We start from the raw sequence: 4,753 nt of genomic DNA on the forward strand, positions 1-4,753 counted from the left end.
GCGAGGTCTACCGCGCACTCCAAGCAGACCTACTCCCCACTTGACATGCATAGGAGCATCCACGTCACCGAGCACGCCAACGGCGGCCCGACGCACACCGACAACGGCGTCCTGCTCTGCTGGCACCACCACCGGTTCATCGACACCGGCATCTGGAAGATCCGGATGAACCGCGGCGTCCCCGAAGTCCAAGCCCCGAAATGGTACGACCCCAGCATGCGCTGGCGACCCGTCACCACATCCCGAACACGAATGCCCGACCTCATCAGCCGGCGGGCGTGAACGGACGAGGGCACGTGTGCCCGGTCGCGCACGAGGGCTTCACCGGGTGCGGGCGTTTCATCCGGCTCCGCTCGCGGGGCGACCGAGGTTGAGTGTTCCCGTCGAACGCTCACCCCGACGGCTGGGCCGCCAGCTCCGCCCGGCGGGCGTCGATCTGGCCGCGCGTCATCTCGGGGAGCAGGCACCCCACCATCGCGGGGTCGACCTTGTCGGGCGCTGAGACGAGCAGCCCGACCGTGCCGCCCAGCGGCAGCATCGTGCCAGAGACCGGCTCCTGGTCCATGACGAGCGGGTCGCACTCGCTCACGACGCCGAAGTCGGGGTCGGCGAGCACCTCTCCGACGAGCCCCTGCGCGGCGAGGATCTCGAGCGCATCCGACATCGGCACACCCGCGAAGTTGTCGACCATCACCGGTCCCACGAGCGGCGGCGGGTCGGCGGGCAGGGCGGGGTGATAGTCGCGCGGTGCGCGCCGCAGGTGCGTCTCGAGCACGGATGCGATGTCGGTGCCCGGTGAGCGCACGATGTTGCCGCTGTCCACCGGGGCGATGCCGTACCGCGCGAGCAGCTCGACCGTCTCGCGGACGACGAGGGTCTCGATCTCGGCATCCGTCTGCTTGTCGACGTCGACGAGCGCGATCGCGACCCGGGGGACGGTCGAGCCGGCAAGCGCCTCGACCGCCTCCCGTGTCTGCGGCATGGGCCCGTCCTGCGCGTTGACGACGACGAGGACCAGATCCGTGTCGGACGAGACCGCGGCCTCGTCCGACACGTCGTATCCGAGATCCTCGAGGTCGAGGGCGAAGTCCTCGAAGGCGAACCCCGGATTTCCGAGGAGGACGAGCTCGGCATCCACCTCGCCTTCCGATGCCCCGCCGGCGGCCCCGCCCGCGGACGACTGCTGCGGCGAGCACCCCGCGAGGCCGGCCACGAGGGCGAGCGATACGGCGAGCACCCCCGTCGCCCGCGCGCGTGCCGACCGCCGATCGAACAGCCCCGACCCGGCCGTGATCGGCCCTCTCTGCAGAGACATCGCCCTCGCCCTCCCGTCGCCGCTCAGAATCCCGTGACGATCCCGAACATGCAGTTCTCGAAGTGATCGAGCGACAGATCGAGGTTGTAGATCTGCCCCCACGAGTAGACGGTGAACTTGATGCGACCGCCGCTCTCGTCGAGCCCGCCCGCGTACACGATCCAGTGGTCCGGCCAGGGCGGCACGATGCCGTTCGGCGCCGAGAAGATGTCGGAGTGGACCATGACGAACGCATTGCCGCCTGACGACCAGACCTGGTGCGCGTAGCGGATCGCGTCGAACTCGCCCCACACGAAGGTCGTGCTGTTCGAGACGTTGTCCTTGAGCAGCAGCTCGCTCGTCCAGCCCTCCATCTCCCAGGGCGTGGTCATCCCCTCGATCATGCTCTGCACGCCCGTCGAGGTCGGCGAGACCCCGAAGACGGCGTTCTCGTTGTTGCGCATCGTGGCGATGAGCATCCAGTCGGCCGGCTTCATGTTCTGGCCGGCCTGCGTCGCGCGCAGGCTCTCCGGAGCATCCACACGGTGCGTCCGCGACCAGAAGCCGCCGGTCTCGAACAGCTGCCGCACCAGGTCGACGTAGCGCCGGGGCTGGGTGCGGGCGAGCTCGTACGTGATCGACGTCGGTCCGCAGAAGTTCGAGTTCACCTGGTTGATGGATGTCGGATTCCAGCGCCGCTCCCGCAGATCCGCGATGATCTGGGCCTTGTCGAGCCCCGGCCACATCGAGGGCGCCGTCGACGCTTCGAACTGGTCGATCGCGAACGTCGCGAGGTCGCTCTGCGTGATGTCGGGCCGGTCGACGACCGAGTAGGTCAGCGTGTAGTCGGCGTCGTCCTCGCGGAACGTCACCGTCGCGTGGTCCACGTCGGTCGTGCCGATCGAGGCGACGCCGAGTGCGTCGTCGTCGTCTCCCGGGAAGTCGCCGTCCTCGTCGAACAGCCGCAGAGCGCAGCTGCTCGAGAAGAGGAGCGACGCATTGAGCGCCCAGTCCTGATCGTCGTTGAGGTCCTGACGGTAGGCGAAGTGGAGCTCACCGTCGTTGTAGACCTCGAGTCGACATTCGTCGGCCCCTGTCCAGTCCTCCGTCTTGGTGCAGTGGAGGTTTTCCAGCGTTATCTGCTTCATCGCCCTTCTCCTTGTTCTCGTGCGATGGGTGCCGGTGAGCCATCTCGCCGGCGGGGTCGTGCGGGCGGCGGCGCCATCCCGACGTGGTGGATGATCTCGTGGCCGCCGTGGACGGCGATCTCCGAGAGCGCGGTGTGGAACGGCCGCCGCATGGGCGCGGGGTCCGCGAGGGGGAGGGATGCCGCGGCGTAGACCTCGGCGGACGCCCAGTGCTGGGCCTCCGCCCGGGCCAGCACGCTCGCGCGCACGCGGTGGTCGCGGCGCAGCCGCTGGTGCGCGAACGCGAAGGCCGCGATCGCCGTGATCCGGCCGTCGGCAGTGGCGACGCTGACCGGGATGTTGCGTCCCGACCCGGCCTCGCCGGGGCCGAGCGCCGCGTGCGCGAGCGGCTCGGCGAGCTGCGGCATCCCACCACGCGCCGCAAGGACGCGCAGCAGATCGCCGTCGACGTAGGGCGGCCGCGCGTACAGCTCGACGGCGCGAGTGCCCGCGAGTCCGATGCCGACGAACCGCACGGGCCCGGCTCCGCCCAGCACGCGCCAGGCCTCGGGGGCCAGTGTGTCCAAGAGGCGGCGGGCGCGCTCGGGGTCGGGGTCGACCTCGACGTAGAGCTTGTGGGTCGTCGCGGCGGCGGCGTGCCGGCTGCCGAGCCACGCGCCGAACCGCAGCCGCATGCCGTGCTGATGCCGGCGCAGAGCGTCCGCCGTCTCGGGCGCGAGGCCCGCCGATCCGAAGCGCTGCGCGATGCGGTCGGCCTCGTCGAGCGCCGTGCGCCGGTCGTCCTCGGGGGCGAGGACGTCGACGACCGTGCGCAGCTCGTCGGTCGCCGAAGTGACCGCGAACTCGACGGGGTAGCGGGTCGGCGTGAGGCAGCTCGACTCCCACGCGAGCCCGCCGACCGCCGAGCCGCGCATCCGGGCGAGCGAGACATCCAATTCGACCCTCGCGCGCTCCGCAGGCGCGGGGCGCACCTCGCCGACACGATCGAGGAGCTCCAGGATGCGGCGCTCCGCGGTCGCGGTCGGAGCGAGGGTCGCGGCGGTCACGTCATGCCCCCGTGATCGTGCCGTCTTCGGCGACGGTGAGGAACTCGGCCTCGCCCGTGAACGGGGCGCCCCGGACGACCTCGCCGCCCGTCCCGAGCAGCGCGACCTGGGCCGTCGTCTCACGGTGTGTCGGGTCGACGATGCCGAGTTGCACGCGCGCGGGGGCGAGACCCGCGCCGTCGAGCTCGAGCCGCCGGGCGACCCGATGCGATCCGTCGTCGTACGAGACGTCGAGCACGACCGAGGTGAACCGGCCGGCCGGCATCGCGAAGTCGATGCGCCGGTCGAGGTGGTCGGCGAACGGCGACCCGACGACGACAGTCGTCGCCGTGCCGGTCGTGGGCTCGAGCTGGATCGTGCCGCCGTCGACCAGGTGGTAAGTGCTCTGCACCGTGTAGGGGATCTGGTCGAGGTGCTCGGTGCGCACCTTCCACGTCTGCGGCGCGCTGTCGGGGCGCACCTCGAAGCGACGCGTCGAGGTCCAGCCGCTGCTCGCGGTGTGCGTGAGGACGACCTCGACGGACGACACCTCGAGCGGATCGAGCCGCTCGGGTCGCAGCTCCACCTGCAGGAATCCGACGTGCTGCGTCGGATCGAGCTGCAGCGTGCGGTCCTCGATGCGGCCCGGCTCGACGACGACCTCGTTGCGCTCGGCATCCCATCCGCTCTGCGGATCGAAGTGGTACTCGATGCGCGGGCGGTATCCGAGGTCGTAGTCGGTCGCGATCGGCACGATCCAGTGCTGCGGCTGCGTGCGGGTCGCGTCGAAGACGAGGTCGGTGTGCCGGTGCTTCTGCGGATGCGCCGCGTCGCCGTAGTCGAGGCCGACCGCGACGGACTGCAGCCCGATGGGCTCGAAGGCCGTCGTGAGCGAGACCTCGACGTCGAGCGAGCGGAAGAACGGGTCATCGAGATCCACCTCGAGGAAGTGGCCGGGGCCCGTCAGGTCGTCGAGCATCATGCCGATGAGCGACTGCGGCGCGTACTGCCGCGTGACTGCCTGCTGGCGGTGGTACTCGAAGACGAGCGTCTTGCGCTCGACCTGCTTGATCGCCTTCATCGCGAAGGTGAGGATCGCGCCCGAGCCCGCGGTGCTCGCGCCGGGGGCTGTCGCACCCGCGCCGGGAGCCGCGGGAGTCCCCGGTGCCCCGGGGGTCGCCGGGGCACCGGGCGCACCGGGCGCTGCGGGAGCGCCCGGGGCTGCGGGCGGAGTCGCGGGGCGCGCGCCGGGTGCTCCCGGCGCGGCCGGTGCGCCCGGCGCGGCG

General features: G+C 71.0%; 4 protein-coding genes and 1 pseudogene. 1 reads left to right on the forward strand and 4 read right to left on the reverse strand.

Going from position 1 to position 4,753, the window contains the following annotated elements:
* Positions 1-282 (forward strand): annotated as a pseudogene (locus MJ607_RS19745) (hypothetical protein); the annotation flags it as partial.
* A 109-nt stretch (positions 283-391) separates the two neighbouring features.
* On the opposite strand, the gene MJ607_RS19750 reads toward MJ607_RS19745, so the two are convergent.
* The 4 genes from MJ607_RS19750 to MJ607_RS19765 all read right to left on the reverse strand — a co-directional run.
* The gene (locus MJ607_RS19750) at positions 392-1,315 is read right to left on the reverse strand and encodes a PASTA domain-containing protein (protein ID WP_243077349.1); all 924 of its coding nucleotides are present in this window, start codon (positions 1,313-1,315) and stop codon (positions 392-394) included.
* A 23-nt stretch (positions 1,316-1,338) separates the two neighbouring features.
* A complete protein-coding gene (locus tag MJ607_RS19755; protein ID WP_243077350.1) occupies positions 1,339-2,442 on the reverse strand; it encodes a hypothetical protein in 1,104 nt (367 codons plus the stop codon).
* Positions 2,439-3,488 (reverse strand): hypothetical protein, encoded by a 1,050-nt coding sequence (locus tag MJ607_RS19760; RefSeq protein WP_243077351.1) that lies wholly within the window; start codon positions 3,486-3,488, stop codon positions 2,439-2,441. Before MJ607_RS19760 ends, MJ607_RS19755 begins: the two co-directional genes overlap by 4 nt.
* A gap of 1 nt (position 3,489) precedes the next feature.
* Positions 3,490-4,753 (reverse strand): hypothetical protein (locus MJ607_RS19765; RefSeq protein ID WP_243077352.1); only part of this gene is annotated, 1,264 nt, incomplete at its 5' end.

This window comes from Microbacterium sp. SS28 (assembly GCF_022761035.1).
Classification (GTDB): domain Bacteria; phylum Actinomycetota; class Actinomycetes; order Actinomycetales; family Microbacteriaceae; genus Microbacterium.